This window comes from Clostridium transplantifaecale (assembly GCF_900626075.1).
Classification (GTDB): domain Bacteria; phylum Bacillota; class Clostridia; order Lachnospirales; family Lachnospiraceae; genus Otoolea; species Otoolea transplantifaecalis.
The window spans coordinates 1,107,514-1,130,923 of record NZ_UYZY01000002.1; the positions used below are offsets into that span (position 1 = coordinate 1,107,514).

General features: G+C 48.1%; 18 protein-coding genes. 14 read left to right on the forward strand and 4 right to left on the reverse strand.

What is annotated here, in order from left to right; genetic code table 11:
- Nucleotides 1-296: 296 nt before the first annotated feature.
- Nucleotides 297-2,009, forward strand: coding sequence for a glycosyltransferase family protein (locus tag EJL91_RS10575; protein WP_125141894.1), 1,713 nt, complete (start codon nt 297-299; stop codon nt 2,007-2,009).
- Between the two features lie 44 nt (nt 2,010-2,053).
- On the opposite strand, the gene EJL91_RS10580 is transcribed toward EJL91_RS10575, so the two are convergent.
- Complete coding sequence (locus tag EJL91_RS10580) at nt 2,054-2,857, reverse strand: amidohydrolase family protein (RefSeq protein WP_125141895.1); 804 nt, start codon at nt 2,855-2,857, stop codon at nt 2,054-2,056.
- Between the two features lie 844 nt (nt 2,858-3,701).
- Between EJL91_RS10580 and EJL91_RS10585 the strand changes: the two genes are divergently transcribed.
- A complete protein-coding gene (locus tag EJL91_RS10585) occupies nt 3,702-5,357 on the forward strand; it encodes a DEAD/DEAH box helicase (RefSeq protein ID WP_125141896.1) in 1,656 nt (551 codons plus the stop codon).
- Between the two features lie 230 nt (nt 5,358-5,587).
- Here the strand turns inward: EJL91_RS10585 and EJL91_RS10590 are convergent, their stop codons facing one another.
- Nucleotides 5,588-6,067, reverse strand: coding sequence for a GNAT family N-acetyltransferase (locus EJL91_RS10590; RefSeq protein ID WP_125141897.1), 480 nt, complete (start codon nt 6,065-6,067; stop codon nt 5,588-5,590).
- A gap of 154 nt (nt 6,068-6,221) precedes the next feature.
- Here EJL91_RS10590 and EJL91_RS10595 point away from each other — a divergent pair, with 154 nt between their 5' ends.
- The 3 genes from EJL91_RS10595 to EJL91_RS10605 are packed head-to-tail and all read left to right on the forward strand — an operon-like array spanning nt 6,222 to nt 8,960.
- Nucleotides 6,222-6,458: a hypothetical protein gene (locus EJL91_RS10595; RefSeq protein WP_243125302.1), complete on the forward strand. Its 237-nt coding sequence runs from the start codon at nt 6,222-6,224 to the stop codon at nt 6,456-6,458.
- A 26-nt stretch (nt 6,459-6,484) separates the two neighbouring features.
- Entirely contained in the window at nt 6,485-7,225 is a 741-nt protein-coding gene (locus EJL91_RS10600; protein WP_125141898.1) for a response regulator transcription factor, read from the forward strand.
- Entirely contained in the window at nt 7,197-8,960 is a 1,764-nt protein-coding gene (locus tag EJL91_RS10605; RefSeq protein ID WP_125141899.1) for a sensor histidine kinase, read from the forward strand. The genes EJL91_RS10600 and EJL91_RS10605 overlap by 29 nt, the downstream gene beginning before the upstream one ends.
- Nucleotides 8,961-9,079: 119 nt before the next feature.
- On the opposite strand, the gene EJL91_RS10610 is transcribed toward EJL91_RS10605, so the two are convergent.
- Together EJL91_RS10610 and lepB are read right to left on the reverse strand one after the other, a co-directional pair.
- Complete coding sequence (locus EJL91_RS10610) at nt 9,080-10,399, reverse strand: aspartate kinase (protein WP_125141900.1); 1,320 nt, start codon at nt 10,397-10,399, stop codon at nt 9,080-9,082.
- Nucleotides 10,400-10,623: 224 nt separating this feature from the next.
- Nucleotides 10,624-11,427, reverse strand: a complete 804-nt coding sequence (gene lepB, locus EJL91_RS10615; RefSeq protein ID WP_125141901.1) for a signal peptidase I — start codon at nt 11,425-11,427, stop codon at nt 10,624-10,626.
- 137 nt (nt 11,428-11,564) lie between these two features.
- Between lepB and EJL91_RS10620 the strand changes: the two genes are divergently transcribed.
- From EJL91_RS10620 to EJL91_RS10660, 9 genes are all read left to right on the forward strand, one after another.
- On the forward strand, nt 11,565-12,647 hold the full coding sequence (locus EJL91_RS10620; RefSeq protein ID WP_125141902.1) for a DUF3810 domain-containing protein: 1,083 nt from the start codon (nt 11,565-11,567) through the stop codon (nt 12,645-12,647).
- A gap of 94 nt (nt 12,648-12,741) precedes the next feature.
- Nucleotides 12,742-15,210, forward strand: coding sequence for a 1,4-alpha-glucan branching protein GlgB (gene glgB, locus EJL91_RS10625; RefSeq protein WP_125141903.1), 2,469 nt, complete (start codon nt 12,742-12,744; stop codon nt 15,208-15,210).
- Nucleotides 15,211-15,225: 15 nt separating this feature from the next.
- The gene (locus tag EJL91_RS10630) at nt 15,226-16,179 is read left to right on the forward strand and encodes a mechanosensitive ion channel family protein (protein ID WP_125141904.1); all 954 of its coding nucleotides are present in this window, start codon (nt 15,226-15,228) and stop codon (nt 16,177-16,179) included.
- Nucleotides 16,180-16,188: 9 nt separating this feature from the next.
- Complete coding sequence (locus EJL91_RS10635) at nt 16,189-16,731, forward strand: HD domain-containing protein (RefSeq protein WP_125141905.1); 543 nt, start codon at nt 16,189-16,191, stop codon at nt 16,729-16,731.
- 752 nt (nt 16,732-17,483) lie between these two features.
- The gene (gene ltrA / locus EJL91_RS10640) at nt 17,484-18,779 is read left to right on the forward strand and encodes a group II intron reverse transcriptase/maturase (protein ID WP_125141906.1); all 1,296 of its coding nucleotides are present in this window, start codon (nt 17,484-17,486) and stop codon (nt 18,777-18,779) included.
- A gap of 501 nt (nt 18,780-19,280) precedes the next feature.
- A complete protein-coding gene (locus tag EJL91_RS10645; protein WP_125141907.1) occupies nt 19,281-19,565 on the forward strand; it encodes a hypothetical protein in 285 nt (94 codons plus the stop codon).
- A gap of 139 nt (nt 19,566-19,704) precedes the next feature.
- A complete protein-coding gene (cysE, locus tag EJL91_RS10650; protein WP_243125303.1) occupies nt 19,705-20,433 on the forward strand; it encodes a serine O-acetyltransferase in 729 nt (242 codons plus the stop codon).
- Between the two features lie 16 nt (nt 20,434-20,449).
- A complete protein-coding gene (locus EJL91_RS10655; protein WP_125141908.1) occupies nt 20,450-21,379 on the forward strand; it encodes a tRNA 2-thiocytidine biosynthesis TtcA family protein in 930 nt (309 codons plus the stop codon).
- Between the two features lie 358 nt (nt 21,380-21,737).
- Nucleotides 21,738-23,399 (forward strand): amidohydrolase, encoded by a 1,662-nt coding sequence (locus tag EJL91_RS10660; protein WP_164516809.1) that lies wholly within the window; start codon nt 21,738-21,740, stop codon nt 23,397-23,399.
- Nucleotides 23,400-23,410: the final 11 nt, after the last annotated feature.

Here is a 23,410-nt window from a genome sequence, read left to right on the forward strand (position 1 = left end):
TTTCTGGAGTCAAGATTTGGAAGTGATTATATTTATCATTAGATATAGAGGCGGGATTGTCCTTTAAATAAAGGCGGTATACCCGTAAATTGCAAAAAAAGTTGGAACGGCGTGTCCATTTCTGCATTTCTGCTCACAACGGCGTCAAATCGGACAGGAGGCCTGTTGACTTTTTTATAAAATTACAGTAATATCTGACTGACAAAGATATAAAACTTGTCCGCGGTATTTTGAAGAATACGGCGGAAACGCGGAACAATTTGTGGAAATGCCAACAGACAGAAGGACACTGGAATATGGGAGCAGGAACGGAAGACAGAAACCGCAGCAAAGGTGGAAACCATGCCGGAAACAGAGCGGAGCTGGGTTATAAATCAGACGCCAAATCAGGCGGTCCGGCGGACAATAGAAGAGGATTTGGGAAAGGGGCGGCCGCAGCGGGAGGAAACTCCCACGGGTCTGCGCTGGAACGGCTTTGTACGTTCTTCGTACAGCTTTTATTCGGAGCGGTGCTCTTATTTCTCATTGTCATAAGCGCCGCAACGACCTGCCGTGTGTATGGAGGCGCGGAGAAAGTGCAGTATGGCCCGGACCAGCCGGTTGTACATATCCTCCTGATGATTCTTTTCCTGGCAGCCGGTGTGTGGTTTTATCGGAAACGCAGGTCGGGGCAATGGAAACACAGCCTGACCGACAGGCAGTACCGCAGGCTCCTCATTGCACTGGCGGGCTTTTATCTGATATGGCTTTTAATGACAATGTACTGGCCTAATTCGGATCAGAGAATGGCGATGGAATCGGCGCGTTCCCTTCTGGCAGGGGACTATTCGCCCTGGGATGAGGTCGGTTTCGTCTATGCGTCCCCAATGGTGCCGGTGGGATATGCCTATACGTATCCGTCCCAGAACGGACTGATTCTTTTCCTGGCGGTAATTGTCATGATTTTCAGGGACATCACGCCGTATGCGGTTCAGATCCTGAATATCGGGTTTCTGTTCGGAGGCGTTTACTGTCTCAGCCGTCTGGCGGTGGAACTATTCGGGCTTAAAAGCATCAGGGGACTTCTGATTCTGATATTCGGCTGCCTGCCGTTTGCCTTTTACATTACATTTGTGTACGGCACCATGCCGGGATTTTGTTTTTCCTCTGCGGCGCTGTATTTACTATACCGATATATCCATACGGATAAAATAGGCAGTCTTCTGCTTGCATCATTGTTTGCCGCCGCATCCGTGCTTCTGAAATCAAACTATCTGATCGTGCTGGTTGCGCTTGTCATCTATCTTTTATCAGAGGGCGTTTTCCGGAAGAGGGCGGGATTTCTGGCTGCCGCGGTTTTAATGGCGGTCATTTATATAGGCAGCGGAAAGGTGATGAATGCTTTTCTGGAAAATGTGACGGGTAAACCCGTGTCGGGAGGAATCCCTATGACAGCCTGGGTGGAGATGGGACTCCAGGAGGGGAGCCGCGGCCCGGGATGGTACAACGGCTATAATGTCAGTGTCTTTGCGGGAAACGGCGAGGATACGGAAAAAACAAAGGAGGCCATCCGGGAGGACCTGATGGACACGATATCGGAATTCGGAGCGGATCCGGAGGCAGCAGCGGACTTTTTCCTGAGAAAGGCAGAGTCTGTCTGGGCAGAGCCCACCTTCCAGAGTCTGTGGATTCAGGAGGTAAAAGGAGGCTCCTGGCTTCTGCCGGGATTCACGGATTCCCTTCTTAAAGAGGGAGGGCTTCTGAACAGGGGTTATATGGCCGTCAGTAACTGGTTTCAGACCTTTATTTATGCGGGAGCCTTTCTGTTCCTGCTGACGGGCATGAAACGGACGAGATGGGAACAACTGATTCCGGCGATTATTTTTATCGGAGGTTTTCTTTTCCATATGGCCTGGGAAGGAAAAGGACAGTATACGGTCTGCTATTTTATCCTGCTAATCCCCTACGCCTTTGCGGGAATCGGCAGGACAATAAAATGGCTGTCCGGCAATGGAGGCGGACAGCACTGAGTTATTATATAGAATAGATGTAACGGTTCAGAAACGCTGAACCGTTAAAAATAGATACGTTTTGCATTCCGGTAGAACACGTTATCCCAGTGTTTTTCCGGAATGATTACTTTTGTGAAATCAATATAATCTCCGTAGTTGGCGAGGGGCCAGTCGGTTCCGAACATCAGTTTATCATAGCTCTGCGAATAGGAAATCCATGTTTTCAGAGCTTCCACATAACCCTTCTGTTCTTCTAATAGTTCTTCCAGCACCAATTTCCCCTCCAGAAGGCCGGATAAATCGGCGGCAACATTCTCATTCTTCTCCAGGACAGCAGCGGCGTCCATCAGCCAGGGATTGCCAAAGTGGCACATGACAAACTGGACGTCGGGATGCGTGACCGCAACCTCGTCTAGGGTCAGGGGATGGCTGTATTTCAGGAATGCGTTGGAGCCGGCGGTCTGCCCCATATGGATTGCAACCGGTTTCTTATACGTTTTAGCCAGTTCATAAATGGGTTCATATCTCCGGTCACTGACATAGACAGGACTATAACCGGGATAGAGTTTAATCCCGGCGCAGTTCTCCCTCTTAAGGTGGATTTCCACAAAGTCGATGGCGTCGGCAATTTCATGGTTTTCCAGATAATCACTGTCAATTCCAATACAGTACCGTAAAAAGCCGGGATAATCATGCTCAGCCAGGGAAAGGCCGTGGTTCCCCATCACAATGCCCGCCTCAATCTGGTATTTCTCATACTGTCCCCTGAGATGCTCCGCCGTATTTATATGTTCCGCCCGCTCTGCAATCTTATCAAAATAAGGAGAGCCAGGGCAAAAGTGCAGGTGTGAATCAATGATCTTCATAAAAACACTCCTTCTGAATCAAGGTTTTATAGTTATACAATGCAGGATGATAACAAGTTTAGAACTGAATGGGAGAAAAGTCAATGGAGAGTTGGGGGGAGAAATGAGAACGCCGCCGGGAATGTTATGACCGTGACTGAAGACGCGAAGGTTTTCGTCATTCCGCACGGCCTGCGGGGGCTGAAGTGTTCTCTTTCTTTGTGTGGGAGGAGGACTTTTATTCATTGTTCCTAATATGTATGATTTTTAATGTTTAATTGATTTTTTCTTGCTATTGTTTTAGTAGAAAAAATTGAAATCAAAAGTTGAAACCATGAACGGGAACTGCGAACTGAAGTCACGAACCTATGAACAGGAACTATGTAGTGGACGCGACAGAGTGTGCCACCCCTTGGAAAAAGAGGACAGTTCAGCCGTGGCAGGCGTTGTGGGATGGCAGAAACCCTGGCGTCTTCAGTCCCGGTCATAGTCTGCCCGTGGGGGAGGAGGACGAAAAAATTTCCGGAGGGAACATTGGAGTCCATCGGCACTTACCGAGGTTTTGCACGAGGTTAGTGTCCGTTATGCACTCCGCCAGCGGAAGCGGTTCCCGCAGGAAATTTCTTTCTTCCGTATCCCCACCTAAGCGATATCCTCCGCCCCGGGACTGAAGACTCACCCCTCCCTCTCCCCATCCCACCCTCGCCATCCCTCGGCGTCCTCGTTTCCCAACAAAAAATCTTTAATTGACAAGGCGAAAGAGATCTGCTATATTTTATAAGATATAGTTAAAGTGAGAAGATTCGAGAGCTGAGACGTTCCTTGGATCTTCTTTTTTGAAGTTTTGAATCAGGAAAGGAAAAGAATGGAAGCAGTTAAGTTTGAAGATTTAAATTTAGATGCGAAGATTTTACGCGCAGTTACAGATATGGGGTTTGAGGAGGCTTCGCCGATTCAGAGCCAGTCAATTCCTCTGGAGATTCAGGGAGTGGATATAATTGGCCAGGCCCAGACCGGAACAGGTAAGACAGCGGCCTTCGGTATTCCGCTTCTTCAGAAGGTAGATCCGAAGAATAAAAAGTTACAGGCTATTATTCTCTGTCCGACGAGAGAGCTGGCAATCCAGGTTTCCGATGAGGTCAGACGCCTTGGAAAATATATGCACGGAGTAAAAGTCCTTCCAATTTACGGAGGACAGGAGATAGGAAGACAGATCCGGTCCCTGAAAGACGGTGTACAGGTTATTATCGGAACACCGGGCCGTGTAATGGATCATATGCGCAGAAAGACCCTGAAACTGGATCATGTTCATACCGTTGTTCTGGATGAGGCGGATGAGATGCTGAATATGGGATTCTTAGAGGATATGGAGATGATTCTGAGCGAGCTTCCGGAAGAGCGCCAGACCGTAATGTTCTCTGCGACGATGCCGCCGGCTATTGCCGAGATTGCGAAGAAGTTCCAGAAAGACCCGCAAATCGTAAAAGTAGTAAAAAAGGAGCTGACAGTTCCAAAGGTTACACAGTACTATTATGAAGTGAAGCCGAAGAATAAAATAGAAGTTATGTGCCGCCTTCTGGATATGTATGATCCAAAACTGTCTATTGTTTTCTGTAATACAAAAAGACAGGTGGACGATCTGGTGCAGGAACTCCAGAACAGAGGATATTTTGCAGAGGGTCTTCACGGAGATTTGAAACAGATGCAGAGAGACCGTGTTATGAACAGTTTCAGAAACGGCAGGACAGACATCTTAATCGCAACGGATGTTGCAGCCAGAGGTATCGATGTAGATGACGTAGAAGCTGTATTTAACTATGATATTCCTCAGGATGACGAATACTATGTGCACAGAATTGGACGTACGGGCCGTGCCGGCAGAGAAGGAAAAGCGCTCAGCCTGGTAGTGGGAAAAGAAGTGTATAAGCTGAGAGAAATCCAGCGCTATTGTAAGACGAAGATTCTTCCTCAGCCGATTCCGTCCCTGAATGATGTGACCTCAATTAAAGCAGAGAAGATTCTGGACAGTGTGAGTGAGGTTATCCGGGATAATGATCTCGATAAAATCATAAATATTGTGGAGAAGAGAGTCCTTGAGGAGGATTATACCACTCTTGATCTGGCAGCCGCTCTTTTGAAAATGTCTATGGGAGATGAGTACGAGGATATTACCGAAGAAAAATTCCCGCTCCGATCTCTGGATGATCTGGACGATTATGAGAGAAACAACAGAAATAAAAACAGCCGTGGTCCGAGAAACAGCCGCAGCGGCGGTGGAGAGAATGTTGCGCGCCTTTTCATCAACATCGGTAAGAACCAGGGAATCAGGCCTGGGGATATTCTCGGCGCAATTGCCGGAGAGTCAGGAATGCCGGGCAGCATGGTGGGAAGCATTGATATGTTTGACAAATACACATTTGTAGAAGTGCCGAGAGAACAGGCCGATATCGTTTTAAAAGCGATGAAGGACGTGAAGATCAAAGGGAAAAATGTGCATATGGAAAAAGCGAACAGCAAATAGCTAAAAAACCAAAAAAATAAAAAGCCAAATGCTTAATCGCTGTAATGTTTTAAACAAGCAGGTTATGAAAGAACGTATAATTAGCAGAAGCAAATTACGGTAGATAAAACTCCGGAGGACAGCCTTCCGGAGTTTTTCGCATGCAAATTTACAAATATTTAATTCTGTAATTACGGAATGACGGTGCAAGCAGCATTTTGCAGCAATCTGCGTTGCATCACACTGTTCTTTCACGGGTTCTGCTCAACCTCGGGCAGTTCCATCTCATGTTCCATACTGACGAAACCAAACTTTTCATACAGAGGCCGTCCCATGTCCGTCGCTTCCAGTGAGATTGCCGTAATCCCTTTTTCTCTTGCAGCGGCCACGAGCAGGCCGAGGGTTTGACGGCCGACTCCTCTTCTGCGGTATTCCGGACTGGTGTACATGTTCATAATATATGCCTTACGGCCATCCGGATTGTGGAAGGTGGGCATGACCCTGAAGAAACTGATACCGCCCGAGCCGGCAAATATTTCACCGTCATAGACGAGGTATGCAATATGCGATTCATCGGCCAGGGAATGCCTGTAGTATTCCCTGGACTGTTCCTTTACAACGCTCATATCAACGTCATCGTCCAGTTTATTTGCCGCCCTTAAAACGATAATTCTCGTTTCCGTGAGCAGTTCCAGGTCTTCCAAAGAGGCCTTTTTATAAGTTAATTCCATGTGTTATTCTCCTCTGTAAAAGCGTCGGTCGGTTGATTCAATACTATCACACAGGGACCGTGCAGGCTATCTTTTTTTAATCTTTGACCCTTCTTTAGAATTTCTTTTGTTTTTCCCCAGAACCGGCTTTAGAAACGCAGGGTATACTTACGTCATGAAAAAGAAAAAGACTGAAAGGGGAGCTGATAACATGAGTGCTGAATATTTTACCGAGGTGGCCGTAGCGTTTCTTGCAAGCGCAGCTGCTTTTAGCATTTTCCTTAATTTTCTCTTACTTGTGAGGGAGGAACTCAAAAAATGTAGTATAATAAAGAAAAAGAAAAACTACGCGGTTTTGAGGTCTTCCGACAGGATGGAATTACAGAGTCCTGGCACAGTCCTGGGAGCCTGAACCGGGGATGATATGGAGAGAAAATAATGGATATACAGAACAGAGCAGGAGAAAGCCGGATTTTACTGGTAGAAGATGATAAGGAAATCAGGGAAGGAATTGAAATCTTCCTGCGCGGACAGGGATACCGTGTATTCCAGGCGGCAGACGGAGTGGAAGGACTCAAGGTGCTGGAGCAGGAAGAAATCCATCTGGCGGTTGTCGATATCATGATGCCCAGGATGGATGGAGTGACGATGGTAGTCAAGCTCAGGGAACATTATGATTTTCCGGTCATCTTCCTCTCTGCGAAGTCGGAGGAAGTGGATAAGATCATGGGACTCAATATGGGAGCCGATGATTATATAACGAAACCGTTTACGCCGATGGAGCTTCTGGCCAGAGTGAATTCTCATCTCAGACGGTACAACAGGTTTATGGCCCTGTTAAACAGGAAAGAGGAGAGAGAAGAGGAAGAAAACAGTAATATTTACCGTATCGGCGGGCTTGAGCTCAATGAAGACACGGTGGAGGTAATGGTAGACGGAGAACCGGCAAAACTGACGCCGATGGAATTTAAGATTCTCTCCCTGCTGATGAAAAATCCGGGCCGCGTTTTTTCGGCCGATGAAATATATGAAAGAGTGTGGAACGAACGGGCTGTCAACACGGATACCGTCATGGTGCATGTCAGAAATATCCGTGAGAAAATAGAGATAGACCCGAAAAAACCAAAATACTTAAAGGTGGTGTGGGGCGTTGGATACAAAATCGAGAAATTACAATAGTCTGGGTGTCATACTGGCACTCATTACAGTGATAGCGCTCACGGCCGGCGCAATGGCCGCTTATCCGTGGCTGAAAGAGCAGGTGTTTATAAATGCGGAAAAGGTAAGCAGCATTTCCTCTGCGGTGGATTATGATATTTATGACGGATACTGGATGACGATTAACGGACAGGATTATATTTTCCATGATTACTGGAAGTTCGAACAGGTGGCGGCATGGATGGTACTTGGCTTTTCCTTCCTGACGGCGGCGCTGGCGTTTATCATGGGACTGATTAAGCCGCTTGGACTGACGGAGCGGAAAATCTTCTCGGTTCCGTTTGAAATACTGATTATGATCGGTGGTTTTGCGATTACCCTGACGGCCGAAAGCGGATACATGATGTTTGACATGATAATGGGTACGGTTACCGGCGGTTTTGCCGGTGAATTTATCAGGGAATTCAACTTTACCCCCGATCAGGCAAACGGCCTGGTTATGGGCCTCAATGCAGTGATGTGGTTCATTGGGCTGTCGTTTATATACTGGTTCGTCGTGAGCATGGATTCTATCTTCACGCTGGGCCTGAAACGCTGGCTGAAAGAGCGTACACTGGTGGGCTGGCTGTTTATGGGAGGCAAGAACGCGGTGGAGAAAACTTGCGGCCTCGTTGGCTCTGTGGATTTCAGGGATAAGCAGACAAAGCTCCTTTTAAAAATAGTTGGAGTGAATTTCGTACTTCTTACCGTAATCAGCTGTTTCTGGTTTTTTGGCATATTCGGCCTTCTTATTTACTCGGTTGTTCTGTTTTTCCTGCTCAGAAGAATTTATGACGGGATGCAGGAGAAATACGAGGTGCTTCTAAAGGCAACAGGAAAGATTGCCGAGGGCAACCTGGATATTGAGATAAATGAGGATCTGGGCATATTTGAGCCGCTGAAAGAAGAGATTACCAAAATCAAGGACGGATTTAAAAAGGCCGTGGATGAGGAGGTAAAGAGCCAGAGCATGAAGACGGAACTGATTACGAATGTCTCCCATGATCTGAAGACACCTCTGACCGCGATTATTACTTATGTCAACCTGTTGCAGAAAGAGGGAATCACGGAGGAGGAGCGCCGCAGCTACATCCGGATTCTGGACCAGAAATCCATGAGACTGAAAAGCCTGATTGAGGATCTGTTTGAAATCAGCAAGGCCAACAGCAATAATGTGACGCTGCATCTGGTAGAGGTAGACATCGTAAGTCTGATGAAACAGGTAAGGCTGGAGCTGGAAGATAAAATCAGCCGGTCGGAGATAGAGTTCCGCTGGAATTTACCGGAGGAAAAGGCCGTACTGGTGCTGGACAGCGAGAAGACATACCGAATATTTGAGAACCTGCTGGTGAACATTGTGAAGTATGCAATGCCGGGTACAAGAGCTTATGTGGAGATAACGGATGACGGGGAAGTGGTCACCGTATCCATGAAGAATATTTCGGCTACCGAGATATCACTTGTGGGCAAGGACATTACGGAACGGTTTGTGAGAGGAGACGAATCCAGAAACACGGAAGGTTCCGGCCTGGGTCTTGCTATTGCAAAGAGTTTTATGGAACTTCAGAAGGGTACGATGGAAGTCGGGAACGAGGCGGATCTGTTTAAGGTGAAACTTCAGTGGGAACGCTCCAGAATGCCGGAAAGCACAGAGGCTGAAATTATAGTAGAGGATTTTAACGCAGAGGAGCCGGACAGCGAATATGCACCGGCATAGACAGAACAATACAACGAAAAGCATGCTTCGCGAACGATTCATTGCCATTCAATAAAAGAACCCCGGGCATCATCCGCTGATGATATCCGGGGTCTTTTATTGAATGGCAAATCAACGGACTACATCTCAGCCGTGATAAAGATATCGTAAATTGCCTTTATGGCAGGTTCAAAGTCATCGTTCTTTACACCGATAATGATGTTAAGCTCACTGGAACCCTGGTCGATCATTTTTACATTGACACGGGCATGGGCGAGAGCGGAGAAGATTCTTCCGGCCGTACCGCGGGCGGATTTCATCCCGCGTCCCACTACGGCGATCAGAGCCAGGTCGGATTCAAGGTCCACGGAATCCGGCTGGACCGCACGGTGGATGCCTGCGATAACGGACTGCTCAAACTCCACGAATTCGTCCTGATGTACGAAGATTGTCATGGTATCGATTCCGGAAGGCATGTGCTCAAAAGAGATGCCGTATTTTTCAAAAACATCCAGAACCTTTCTTCCGAATCCAATCTCGGAGTTCATCATGGCTTTTTCAATGTTGATGGAACAGAATCCTTTTTTGCCTGCAATACCTGTGATAACATATTTCGGCTTACGGCAGGTGCTCTCCACAATAAGCGTTCCCATATCATCCGGCTTGTTGGTGTTTCTGATATTGATCGGAATTCCTTCCTTGCGGACCGGGAAGATGGCGTCCTCATGGAGAACGCTGGCGCCCATGTAGGCCAGCTCGCGAAGCTCGCGGTATGTAATGGTTTCGATTGGCTCAGGATTCTCCACGAGACGGGGATCTGTGACAAGGAATCCGGAAACATCGGTCCAGTTCTCGTAGATATCGGCATGAATTGCTTTTGCGACGATGGAGCCGGTCACGTCGGAACCGCCCCTGGAGAACGTCTTGATGCTGCCGTCCGGTTTGGAGCCATAGAATCCGGGGATAACGGCGCGCTCAATATGGTCGAGGCGCTGTGACAATTCCGCATCGGTTTTATCGGACAAAAAGCTGCCGTTTTCATCAAAGAAAATAACTTCGGCGGCATCGACGAACTCAAAGCCCAGATAGTTAGCCATGACAATGCCGTTTAAGTATTCTCCCCGGGAAGCGGCATAGTCGCGTCCTTTCCTGGCAATGAAGTCTTCTTCTATCTTTTTGAATTCAAAATCCAGGTTCAGATTGAGTCCAAGACCTTCGATGATCTGCTCATAGCGGTCTTTGATTTTGGAGAAAATCTTTCCGTAGCTGCCGCCGGTGGATGCCGCATCGTAACAGTCATAGAGCATATCTGTTACTTTTTCGTCTGTTTTACTGCGCTTGCCCGGTGCGGACGGGACGACGTAGCGCCTCGCCTTATCGGAACGGATGATATCGCCTACTTTTTTGAACTGTTTCGCACTGGCAAGGGAACTGCCGCCGAATTTTACAACTTTTTTCATAAGTTCCTCCCTCGTAATATAGGATTAAAGATTATTTTTTATTTTATACTATCCTGAAGCTCCCATTCAAGTTACTATTCACTCGGGATGTATTCCGCGAGGTGTTTTCACGCTTTTTTTCGTGAAAATCCCGAGTTCTGCGGCGCGAAATGGTGTTCTTTGCCATTTCTGTGCATCTCGAAGCGTGTTATTGTTCACAGCGCAAAGCGGTGTGAACAGTAATCCTATTCAAGTTTCCGTATCTTTGGAAAATACTGGAACAGAACCTTTGCTACCAGCTGATCCTCGGCTACAAATTTATTTTTCCAACGCCTGGAGTCGTTGGAGTAATTCCGGTTGTCTCCCATCATAAAATAGGAGTTTTCCGGGACCTCATAGTGCTGCGGCGGTTCCTCCTCCATCTCCTCGTGGAGATAAGGTTCATCCAGAGGGGTATCGGAGCCGTTGATATAAATCTTTCCGTCAATAATATCAATGGTGTCTCCCGGCATTCCAATCACCCGCTTTACATAGTAGGTGGTGATACCCTTGTCGGCGTCGTCAGGGTAGACGAAAATTGCAATGTCGCCTCTCTCGGCTTCTCCGAAGGTGTAGCTTAACCGGGAACCAATTACGCGGTCACCCGGCATGATCGTGGTTTCCATGGAACCCGTCGGGACCTGGCTGTTGGCTATAATGTAGCGGTCGATGACAAAGGCGATGAGGGCCGCTGTCACGAGGACCTGAATCCAGCTTATAATCTCAGCTTTCCAGTTAATAGGTTCTTTTTCCTTCTTCCCTTTTGCAGAAGCGGGAGAACTGTTCTCCGCGTCCGGCTCAGGAATCTCGCTTTTGACCGTGTTCCTGGCCAGCTCTTTTTCCAGCTCCTCCGCCAGGGCTCCCGGTTCGGGCTCTGTCAGGCCGGATTCATGCTCCCCGGCGGGGCCGCCTTCCACAGCGGCATCATATTCCGCAGCAGCATCGCCGGTGGGAAGACCTGATTCACTTTCGAAGCCGTCCTCCTGCGAGTTAGTTTCTATATTTTTCATAGTATCTCCTGTTTGACGAATGAGTTTAGTTTGCAATATAATAGTGTATATGAGTTTTTTTGATTTATCAAGTTTTTTTGAAGAAATTTCACAAATGGTAAGGTTTTTTTCCGTTTTTCGGGATGAGGGGAAGAAATATGGGGATAAGAGTGAGGAAAAACAGAGAATTTACACTGCTTGCGGCAGGTCTTATCCTGCTGGCAGTCTCGGCGGCCCTGCAGATGATGGCGCGCAGGACAGCCTGGTTCGGTCCGTGGTATGCGTCTTATATTTACCCGCCGATCTCGGCTGCATTCGCCCGCTTTTTCGGTCTGTTTCCCTTTTCTGTGGCGGAACTTCTTATCTATATTCTGTTTCTGGCCTGTTTAGTCTACGGCATCCGTCATTTAAAGGACTGGAAAAAGATGGCTGCGGGAACATTCTTTTTGATTTCAGCTTTGTTTTTTATCTATACGGTAAATTGCGGAGTGAATTATTACCGCCGACCTTTTTCCAACTATCTGGAATACAGGGCCGGGCGTTATTCGAAAGAGGAACTGGAAGAGCTTTTAGGCTGGCTTACCGACGAAGTCAACGCCTCTTATACAGAGACCGGCTTGCAGACGAAAGACGGGATTCAGCGCGAGGCAGTCAGGGCAATGAATAAACTTGGGGAACAGTATCCCCAGCTCTCCGGTTATTATCCGATCCCGAAACCGCTTCTGATTTCCAGGATTTTATCGGTCCAGCAGCTCAGCGGAATTTATTCTCCCTTCACGGTGGAGGCTAACTACAATGCGGAAATGACTCCTTACAACATTCCCCATACGGTGTGCCATGAACTTTCTCATCTGAGAGGATTTATGAGGGAGGACGAAGCGAATTTTATCGGTTTTCTGGCCTGCATCGGGGCGGATGATGCTGAATACCGCTACAGCGGCTGCCTGATGGGATGGATTTATGCGGGTAATGCACTGGCGGAGGTAAATCATGGGTCGTATGCCGGATACTGGAACAGGCTGAGGCCGGAGGTACAGGAAGATCTCCGGGAAAATACTGCGTTCTGGGAGAGGTTTGACTCAAAGGTTTCAAAGGCCGCTGAGACGCTGAACAACACGTATCTAAAGGCAAACAGCCAGACGGACGGTGTAAGGAGCTACGGCCGGGCGGTCGATCTTATGCTGGCCTGGTACCTGTCGGGGGAAGCGCAGCAGACCGTGGCGGGCGGTGGGACAAGCTGAGAGGCCAAATCTAAAATTAGGGTAAAGTGATTGTATTATTTAATTCATGATGATAGAATGAAGATAAAACAGGTAGGAAAAAGGAGGCGTATTTATGGATCAAACATTATACGACTTGATGGACTGGGCCGGAATCGAGGAACTGGTATATTCAGAAGCTTCCAATCCGCATAATATGCTGGGTGCCCACATGACAGAGGAAGGTATGCTGGTACAGGCATTTATTCCGACTGCCAGGGATATCACAGTTAAGATAACTTCTACAGGGAAGAAATATCAGATGGAACTGGCGGACGACGCAGGTTTCTTTGCGGCGCTGATACCGAGAAAAACTCTGGCTGAATATACGCTGCTGGTATTTTACGATAACGGAACCCTGAGCGAGATTCATGATCCATATTCATTTGCGCCTCAGTTTACCGATTCGGATTTAAAGAAGTTCGAGGCCGGGATCCACTATGGAATCTACAATAAGATGGGCGCTCATCCAATGACGATCAAGGGAACGCCGGGTGTTTATTTTGCCGTGTGGGCTCCCTGCGCGATGCGTGTCAGCGTAGTGGGTGATTTTAACCTCTGGGACGGACGGAGACACCAGATGAGAAAACTGGGGGAATCCGGCATATTTGAGCTGTTTATTCCCGGAGTGAAGAAAGGCGCCGTATACAAATACGAAGTGAAGTTCAGGAACGGCGATCCGGCCCTGAAGGCGGATCCGTATGCCAACTATGCGGAACTCAGGCCAAACACTGCGTCTGTGGTCTGGGATTTGAACCAGTATGAGTGGAACGACAGGGAATGGATGGACAGACGTGCAAAGACAGATACTAAGACGAACCCGATGTCAATCTATGAGCTCCATCTGGGCTCCTGGATGCGTAAACCGACAGCAGTGGACGATACGGGCAGTGAGATCGTCGGTTCCGAGTTCTACAATTACAGAGAGATAGCCGGGAAGCTGGCCGAATATGTAAAAGAGATGGGATACACCCATGTGGAGCTTATGCCGGTGATGGAACATCCGCTGGATGCGTCATGGGGATATCAGGTTACCGGTTATTATGCTCCTACGAGCCGTTTTGGAACACCTGATGATTTTATGTATTTTATGGACTATATGCACGGCCAGGGAATCGGAGTGATCCTGGACTGGGTTCCGGCCCACTTCCCGAGGGATGCCTGGGGTATGGCCCAGTTTGACGGCACATGTGTTTATGAACACAAAGACCCGAGAAAGGGCTCACACCCTCATTGGGGAACTTTAATTTATAATTATGGAAGACCGGGAGTTTCCAACTTCCTGATCGCCAACGCGATGTTCTGGGCAGATCGCTACCATGCGGACGGGATCAGGTTCGATGCGGTGGCGTCCATGCTGTATCTGGATTACGGCAAGAATCCGGGAGAGTGGGTTGCCAATATTTATGGCGGCCATGAGAATCTGGAAGCGGTGGAATTCTTAAAACATCTGAATTCCGTTTTTAAGGGAAGAAAAGATGGAGCGGTTCTGATTGCCGAGGAGTCAACGGCATGGCCGAAGATTACAGGGACGGTCAAGGAGGACGGCCTCGGATTTGATTATAAGTGGAATATGGGGTGGATGAACGATTTCCTGGAATATATGAAATACGATCCGTTCTTCAGAAGCCATCATTACAGTGAACTGACATTCAGCATGCTGTATGCGTACAGTGAAGATTTTGTTCTGGTATTCTCGCACGATGAAGTGGTGCACGGCAAGGGTTCCATGGCGGGGAAGATGCCCGGCCAGACGATGGAAGAGAAGTTTGCCAACCTGCGGGCGGCCTACGGATTTATGATGGGACATCCCGGCAAGAAGCTCCTGTTCATGGGACAGGATTTCGGCCAGCTGAGTGAGTGGAATGAGAATGCAGAGCTGGAATGGAACCTGCTTGAGTATCCGCTGCACAACGAGATGAAGGAATATGTAAAGGAGCTGAACTATCTGTACCGCACACATCCCGCTTTCTACCGCAACGATTACCATCCGGAAGGATTCGAGTGGATTAACTGTATGGATTCGGCCAATAATATTGTGTCTTTTATCAGAAAGACGGATAAGAAAGAGGAGACTCTCCTTTTTGTCTGTAACTTTGCTCCGGTTCTCCATGAAAAGTATGTCACGGGAGTCCCGTTTGAAGGGAAGTACAAAGAGATTTTCAACAGTGAGGCGAAGAAGTTTGGAGGAGGCGGAAAAGGTAACCCGAGGGTGAAGACATCCAAAGAGGAGGAATGTGACGGAAGAGAGTACTCCATCACGATCCAGGTGCCTCCATTGAGTGTCTGCGTATTCAGCTGCACTCCGGATAAAGTTGTAAAACCGGCTCAGAAGACACAGAAAAAGACGGCGGTGAAGAACGCGGGCAAGTCTGCGCCGATGAAGACTGTGGAAGACTCGGTTCATGCAAAAACTTTAGAAACTCTAAAAACTGCGGGAACAGCAAAGACGGAGAAAAAGAGCGGGACAAAACCCGGCAAGGCTCCCGTACCGGACAGAAAACCGGCGGATGTAATACCGCTGAAAAAGAGAACAAAGAAGTAAGGCGGTAGATTCTGAATGACAGGACATATATTTATGCTGGCGACAGCCGGAACGGCTGGTACAGCGGCAACAGATGCAGTGGAATCAATCAACAGGGATATTGCGGATTTTCAGCAGCTGAAGCCTGGGATGATAAAGCAGATGCTGGCTAACCTGGGACCTGATTTGATGTCCCTTGGCTGGAAACTGTTTATTGCGCTGCTGATATTTTTGATAGGAAGAAAACTGATTAGGATAGTCCAGAAGATGATGTATGCATCTTTTGAGCGGACCGGAGTGGAGGTTGGCGTTTCCAAATTTCTCCGTTCCCTTACGGAATTCATCCTGTATGCACTTTTGGTTTTTATTATACTTGGACAGCTGGGTTTCAATACCACCTCCATTCTGGCAGTCCTGGGTACGGCCAGCCTGGCGCTGAGCCTTTCCCTTCAACAGAGCCTTGCTAATTTTGCCGGAGGCGTGCTGATTCTGATGATGAAACCATTTAAGGTTGGAGACTACATCATCTGTCCCCAGGGGGAAGGAACGGTTTCCATGATTGGCCTCGTATATACGACACTGGCCACTGTTGACAATAAGGCAATTACGGTTCCCAACGGAACGCTGGCTAATTCCACCGTCACGAATGTGACTGCAATGGAGAAGAGAAGACTCGATTTGACTGTGGGAATCGGTTATCAAGCTGATTTAAAGAAAGCAAAGCAGATACTTGAAAAGCTATACACTGAACACCCCGCGATTATGAAGGATTCCGACATAACTGTGTTTGTAGACAGCCTGGGAGAGAGTTCGGTGATGATTGGCGCAAGGGGCTGGGTTGCGGCTGAGGACTACTGGAAGACCAGATGGGATATTACGGAGAAAATAAAACTGGCCTTTGATAAAGCCGGGATTGAAATTCCATTTAACCAGATGGACGTACACATTGTCCGGGACGGAGGCCAGACGGCCTGCGGCCAATCAGAATAGGGGGAACCAATGATAAGGGAAGCTGCCGAATTTGCGGAAAAAGCACACAGAGGAGCATACAGAAAGGGTTCCACTATACCTTATATTACTCATCCTCTGGAGACGGCCGTGATAGCGTCGATGATGTCGGATGATGAACAAGTGATTGCCGCTGCTCTCCTTCACGATACGATCGAGGATGCCGGAGTGACTTACGGGGAGCTGGAAGTACATTTTGGACGCCACGTGGCGGATCTGGTAGCCGAGGAGAGTGAGGATAAATCCAAGACATGGCTGGAACGGAAGAGCCGGACTATAGAACACCTGCGTACGGCGGGGCGTGAGATTAAAATCCTTACCCTGGCGGACAAGCTGAGTAATATCCGGAGCACCGCCCGGGATTATATCCTGGTGGGGGAGAAAATCTGGGAGCGTTTTAATGTAAAAGAAAAAGAGAAGCATGCCTGGTATTACAATTCTATGGTGGATCTCTTAGCAGAGCTTAAGGAATATCCTGAGTATCAGGAATATGTCAGGCTCTGCCGGAATGTGTTTGGATGCCCCGGAAAGTAACGGGGGATAGAACGAATATGTCATGAAAAGCTGTCTGCTGGGAAGCAGATGGCTTTTTTGCTATCAGGGACAGTTAGTTGAGATGCGAGGACGCCTCTGTAAGACGGCGGACGGGGGAGTGGGTGGTTGGATATGAGTCTTCAGTCCCGGTTTGCAGGTTGTTGTGAGGGGGAATCCAGGAGAAAAAATTCCTACGGGGACTCGCTCCCGCTTGTGGAATGCGCAGCGGATGCTAGTGCGCCCAGAAAAGGGTGTGATATTTAACAGGTGGAAACCCTGTCCGGCAAGGTGCTAACCACACCACCGGTAGCGAGTCTTGGGCTGACAACAGTAATGCGGCCAGTTAAGCGTAGACAGCCAGGTAATAGGGTTGAGTGATAGAGCACCGAAACGCTGTGAAAATCCAGCAGGCCGACGCTTTTAGTGTAGTGGAAGGCAATATGTGGGCTTATCGATAGGGTGAGATTTTCCACACTGCTGCGGTGTCCGAGAGCCAATCATGTTATACAATGATATCATGTCAACTGGGGAGAGCCTGCCGTCTCCCCTCCTTGTGTGGGGAAGGGGTATGCCGACCAAAAAGGAAGGCAAACGGGCGGCAGGCAGTCGGAAGGCCGAATAGTACCGAAAAGGCGGGGAATCGCACCGCCAAAGGGAGGTCGAGAGGGGGCCGGGGAATCCTCCCGGCCCTGCCTTATAAGGCAATATCAAAGAGGAAACATCAACTGCACACAGAGGTAGGAGAAAAAAAGATGGAAACGAAATTGGCGAGAATATCACAGATGTCAAGCGAAAATCCGGACATGGTATTTACGTCCATCGGGCATCTCATCAACAAAGAGTTGTTGAAGAGCTGCCATGAAAAGATGGATGGAAAGAAAGCAGTGGGAATCGATGGAGTGAGCAAAGCGGAATACGAAAAGAATCTGGAAGGGAATCTGGAAGATCTGGTACTGCGGCTGAAAAAGAAATCGTATAAGCCAAAGGCAGCCAGAAAAGTGGAGATACCGAAGGAGAATGGGAAAACGAGGCCGCTGAGTATCTACTGCTATGAGGATAAGTTGGTACAGGAAGCGTTAAAGGAACTGCTGGAAGCCGTGTTTGAACCCCATTTCTATGAAGAGATGATGGGATTCCGTCCGGGAAGAAGCTGCCATCAGGCAATAAAGAAACTGAACGGGATGCTGGAACGGGAGAAAACGAATTATGTACTGGATGCAGATATAAAATCCTTCTTTCAACATCTTGACCATGACTGGATTGTACGGTTTATAGAATCCAAAATCAAAGACCCAAATATCACGCGCCTGGTAAGGAGAATCCTGAAGAGTGGAATCCTGGAGGATTACCAGTACCATGAGACCGTGGAAGGAAGCGGCCAGGGCTCCGTATGCTCCCCGGTGCTGGCAAACCTGTATATGCATTATGTGCTGGTATGGTGGTTTGTGGAGAAGGTGAAGCCGGGGATGAAAGGCTACTGCGGCCTGGTGGTGTACGCCGATGATTTCGTAGTGTGCTTCCAATATAAAGAGGAGGCGGAAGAATTCTATGAACGGTTGAAACGTAGGCTGGGGCACTTTGGGCTGAGCCTGCAAGAGGATAAAAGCCGTCTAATTGAATTCGGTAGGTATGCGAAGGAACGCAGCCAAAAAGAAGGGAAAAAGGCGGGGACATTCGACTTTCTAGGCTTTACACACTACTGTAGCGAGAACCGGAACGGGAAGTTCAGAGTGAAGAGGAAAACCAGTAAAAAGAAGTTGGCGAAGAAGAGCCGGGAAATGAACGCGCATATTAAGCGGAAGAGACATGAAGACCCCAAGGAGCTCATCAAAAAGCTGAACGAAATTTTAATTGGCTACTACCATTACTACGGAATCACAGATAATAGCCGAAGTATCTGGTGTTTTTACGAGCGTGTAAAAAGACGGCTGTACTACTGGCTGAACCGAAGAAGCCAGAGAAACAGCTATACGTGGGAGGGATACAGGGAGTTGTTAAAACAGTATCCCCTCAAACGGCCAAAAATCTATGTCAACGTATACGCATGATAGAAGTGAACGATGCGCCTTATAAAGAGCCGGATGCGGGAAAGCCGCACGTCCGGATTTCTGTGAGGGGTGTGCCCTGTAAGGGGCACATCTACTCGACGATTCGAAAAGACCTCATCAAGCACCGGCGGATTCCAAGGTCCCCTTCGGAAAGTTTTCTCCTTCCTTCCCCCGGGCAGGTTGTTGGCGGGACTGAAGACTCAGCGAAGGTTGTTGCCCCGTCCGCCGGCTTCAGGGGCTGATTGTCTCTTTCGTCAAGTGGGGAGGAGGTATTGTCGCTTTCATGATATAGTCGTGATTTTTTTACAGTCTGACGAAGTCTTGAGCTGCATAAAAAAAGGAGCAGAATGAACAGTCTAAGATTATAAGCTTCCATAGTTTCATAGTGTACAGGATGTAGTTTTCGGGCATCTTGAGCAACGTAGTGGCAGCGGCAAGCGCCTCCCCCATTGAAGAAAGAGGACAAATCGGCCGCCGCAGGCCAGGGGCCGGGCAGCCGTCTTGGCTGAGTCTTTCGTCCCGGCCATAACCTTCCTGTGGGGAAGAAGGGAGAAAAAGATTCCGGAGGGAACCTGGGAGTTCATTGGTACTTACCGAGGTCTTTTCGAGGTTAGTACCATTATGTACTCCAACGAGCGAAAGCGTTTCCCGCAGGAACTTTTTCTGCCCGGATTCCCCGCCCACGATAACCTAACGCCCGGGACGAAAGACTCATCGATCCCCCTCACCACCCCGGCCCCTGGCTTGACGGCGGTGTCCTCATTTCTCAACCCAATCCCCATTTAAAAGCAGAACTACCGCGACTCCCCCCTTTCGATTATCACACTTTGCTTGACAGCATAGAATAAAATAAGATATACTTCACCCCATAGGTACTCATTGGCGGACATTTGTGAAGACATAATGAAAAAAGAGGTAGGAGAGAATGATTCTTAAGGATATCTGGCTGGACGTGAAAGCCGTGAAGGAGAGGGATCCGGCGGCGAGGAATGCACTTGAAGTGCTGCTTTTATATCAGGGTGTCCATGCGCTGATTTGGCATAGGGTTGCCCACTGGTTTTACAGGCGCCACATGTTTTTTATTGCCAGGCTGATTTCTCAGCTTGCAAGATTTTTTACACTGATTGAGATACACCCGGGTGCTCAGCTGGGACACGGGATCCTGATCGACCATGGCTGCGGCGTAGTGATCGGTGAAACAACGGTGGTCGGTGATAACTGTACGATTTATCAGGGCGTAACGTTGGGAGGCGTAGGTACCCAGAAGGGAAAGAGACATCCAACGCTTGGAAATAATGTGACGGTTGGAGCGGGAGCCAAAATTCTTGGCTCATTTGAAGTCGGAGATAACTGTTCAATTGCGGCTAATGCCGTGCTTCTGCGCCAGCTGGATGAGAATATCACCGCCGTAGGAATCCCTGCCCGCCCTGTTAAGAAGGACGGAGTGCCGATCCAGAAGAAACAGAAAACCATTATCAGTGAGCACAACCGGATGATGATGGAACAGATGGAAAAACTTCAGAAAGAAGTTGAAGTCCTCAGAACGGCGCTGGAGGAGGCAACCGGAAAGCCGGTTCCCGCTGCAGCCCTGGAAGAGGTAAAAACGCCGCCGGCTGAGGCTGAAGAAGCGTCAGGAAGCGACGTGACGGAATAGAGGAAGAATAACATTTATGCAGAATGAAGAAAGTACACAATATGCAGAAAAAGCTATAGATTTGGCGGCGGAACGAAAGAAAGAGAAAACTCCGGACCGCTGCCGTGAGATAGAAAAGAGCATTATCAAGCAGTTTAGAAAAGAAATCTGGCGCCCTTTTGTCAGGGCGCTTAATGAATACGATATGATTAAAGAGGGTGATAACATCGCCGTCTGTATCTCCGGGGGAAAGGATTCCATGCTCCTGGCGAAGTGTATGCAGGAAATTTTAAGGCATGGGAAGATGAAGTTCGGCCTCCATTTCCTGGTCATGGATCCGGGATATAACCCGGCTAACCGCAGGATGATTGAGGAAAATGCGGGGATTATGGATATTCCGGTTACTATATTTGAGTCGGATATTTTTGATGTGGTGGTGGATGTGGATCAGTCGCCCTGTTATCTCTGTGCCAGAATGAGAAGAGGATTTTTATATGCTAATGCCAGGAAGCTGGGTTGCAATAAGATTGCGCTTGGCCATCATTTTGACGATGTGATAGAGACGATTTTGATGAGTATGCTTTACGGCGCCCAGGTGAACACGATGATGCCGAAGCTCCACAGTACAAATTTTGAGGGGATGGAGCTTATCAGGCCTCTCTATCTGGTGAAAGAGGCGGATATACTGGCCTGGAAGGACTATAACAGCCTTCGCTTTCTCCAGTGTGCCTGCCGTTTCACGGAAGCGGCGGAGGCGGTGGCCGGCCGGGATGAAAACCATCTGTCCAAGAGACAGGAAATGAAAGAGCTGATCAACCGATTCCGTCAGATTAATCCGCATATTGAGACAAATATTTTCAAAAGCGTAGAAAATGTTAATCTGGATGCCTGCATTGGCTATGTGAAAAATGGGGAGAGGCATCATTTCCTGGAAGAGTATCATCACTCAATTGATACTGATATATAAAGTCCGGACAAATTTCAGGAAGAAAGATCAACTCAATAATCAGTTATGGAATTTTTAAACGGGACCAACCCTGATATTTATGGGGGAGGGCCCGTTTTTTTGTTAAATTACTATTTTGACATTGTCTACGGCATTGTTAATAGTTATTTATGAGTTATTCTGAGGTTTTTTAGAGTTTTTTAAAAATAAAATTAAACATATTGACAATTAACTGATGCGGTGCTAATATCAATTTAATGAGTGCTCAATAAATAGAAAAAATATAATACAAAAGCGAGGAATGGCAGCCGTAAGGAGTATCCGTCAGGGACTTCACTGCGGATTGCAAAATGCAGTTTATGAAAGGGGGAGCTTTGAAATGAATCATTTACAAATGAATTCAGCAGCCGACACCATCTACTATGGCGGGGTTATCCGAACCATGACGGGACCGGATCACACGATTGAAGCGGTGGCAGTAAAGGATGGTAATATTTTATCCTGCGGCAGCAGAGAAAGTGTTATGCAGTTTTCGGGGGAAAAGACAAGAATAGTCTGTTTGAACGGATATACGATGATTCCGGGATTTTACGATGCCCACAGCCATTTCCAGGAGGCAGGAGTGGGATTGCTCAATTATGTATATTTGCGCTGTCCGCCGTTTGGAACGTTCAGTACCGTGGAAGAGTGCATTATCAAACTGCAGGAGGAGATAAAGACACTGCCCGCGGGTAAGACTTTGATTGGAGCAGGGTTTGACAACTGCGGTATTGCTGAGAAGCGTCATTTAAACCGTCATGATCTGGACAGGGTATCTGCTGAGAGGCCGGTTATTGTAGACAATTACACATCCCATTCCATTTACTTAAACAGTAAAGCGCTGTCTATGCTGGGAATTACAAGGGACACACCGGATCCTGACGGAGGCGTAATCTACAGGGACGAGGATGGGGAGCCGAACGGGATACTGGGAGAGATGGCTGTTATGCAGGTCTGGAACAGTGAATATTTCGGATTTCTGGGAACGGAAGAGGATAAATTGCTGGGGATTAAGGCAGCTACAGAGCTCTATGCGTCCAGGGGCATTACTACCGCTAACCAGGGGCAGGGAAGCTCAGGCGCTAAGGAACTTTTGGAGGAGGCTCTCAAAAGCGGTTATTTGGGGATACGCTGTATTTGGTGGTCTTCCCCGGAAGAAGCAATTTATTATGCAGAAAATAACATAAAGAGTTCAAGTAATATGATTACCTTACACGGGGCAAAAGCATTTCAGGATGGTTCGATTCAATGCGGAACGGCTTATCTCACAAAGCCGTATTATAATCTTCCTGACATGGAACCGGAATACCGGGGTATGCCGATCCATAGCAGGGAGGAACTGCTGGCCATCGTCCGCCCCGTACATAATGCCGGAGTCCAGATGTATATCCACTGTAACGGTGATGCGGCAATCGATGATGTCCTGTATGTATATGAACAGTGCCAGAAAGAAAATCCAAAACCGGATATCCGCCACACGGCCGTTCATGCACAGACTGCCAGAGAGGATCAGCTTCTGAAAATGAAAGAGGTGGGAATTGTCCCTTCATTCTTTGTGCCCTGTGTCTATATCTGCGGAGATGTCCACCGAGAGATTTTCCTTGGGCCGGAGCGGTGCCTGCACTATAATCCCATCAGGACGGCATTTGATATGGGGATGAAACCTACCATGCACACAGATTGTCCTGTTCTGCCTCCGGATCCGCTCACTTCAATATGGGCGTCCGTAACCAGAAAAACTTACAGCGGGGAAATACTGGGACCGGATGAGGCGCTGACCGTTTATCAGGCTCTGTGTGCCAATACGATAAACGGAGCCTGGCAGAACCACGAAGAATGTGAAAAAGGTACTATTGAGCCCGGGAAACTGGCCGATTTTGTGATTCTTGACAGGGATCCCATGGCCATTGAACCGGATGATATTAAAAAGATAAAGATTATGGAAACGATAGTTGGGGATAAAACTGTATACGCAAATAATAGTTCTGGGAAGAAAGCGTAGGAATGGAGGAG